The sequence below is a fragment of the Caballeronia sp. dw_19 genome (assembly GCF_018449515.1).
Taxonomy (GTDB): domain Bacteria; phylum Pseudomonadota; class Gammaproteobacteria; order Burkholderiales; family Burkholderiaceae; genus Caballeronia.
Genome location: NZ_JAAVUQ010000103.1, coordinates 1 through 818, shown reverse-complemented (window position 1 = coordinate 818; position 818 = coordinate 1). Strand labels below are relative to the sequence as shown.

At 52.1% G+C, this 818-nt stretch carries 1 protein-coding gene; it reads right to left on the bottom strand.

The genetic code is table 11. The features are described from left to right. Nucleotides 1-16: 16 nt before the first annotated feature. Nucleotides 17-774, bottom strand: a protein-coding gene (locus HB376_RS40585) for an IS5 family transposase (RefSeq protein WP_089165898.1) whose coding sequence is annotated in 2 segments (ribosomal slippage) — nt 17-459 and nt 459-774 — 759 coding nt in all. Because the reading frame shifts where the segments join, the coding sequence is not laid out codon by codon here. Between the last annotated feature and the right edge of the window lie 44 nt (nt 775-818).

The following is an 818-nucleotide window of genomic DNA, read 5'->3' as shown; positions in this document are numbered from 1 at the left end:
CTAGGGCGTGTTCACACTACCTGAGTCCATCGACGATAAGCGCGAAATTGATGAAAGCGATGAACATCACATCCAGCTTGTCGAATCGCGAGAAGATGCGACGGAAGCCTTTGAGTCTTCGGAACAGTCGCTCCACTTCGTTTCGACGTTTGTACATTTCCCGATCGTATTCCCATGGCTCAAGGCGATTGCTTTTTGGCGGGACAACGGGGATGAAGCCCAGGTCAAGTGCGAGTTGTCGCGTCTCGTTGCCCTCATACGCCTTATCCATTAGCAAGTACAGTGGCCGATTCGGTGGCCCGAGGCTTTGTAGCAAGGCTCGTCCTTCGGGGGCATCACCGGCCTGACCGGGAGAAAGTGAAAACGTTATGGCTGTTCGAGCATCCGAGGCAACCATATGAATCTTGGTAGTCCATCCGGCCCGGCACTTGCCGATGGATTGCGGTCCGTTTTTTTTAATGCACCAGTCCCGTCTGGATGCACTTTTACAATCGTGCTATCCAGCGAGACCGCCTCGATCCTGACACGAACAATCTGGGCACGCTGCAGTTCGGTAAATGCGCGATCCAGCACGCCACTTTTGGACCAACGGTTCATGCGCGTATAGACCGTGTGCCATCTGCCAAAGCGCTTTGGCAAACCACGCCATTTGCAACCATGCTCAGCAACGTAAAGAATCGCATTTAGCACTTGAAGATTCGACATGCTTACGTTGCCACGCTGACGCGGCAAACAATGTTCGATCTTTTGAAATTGGGCTTCGGTGAGTTCCATTCCCGAAGTTTACAGGTAAATTCAATTAGTGTGAACACGCCCTA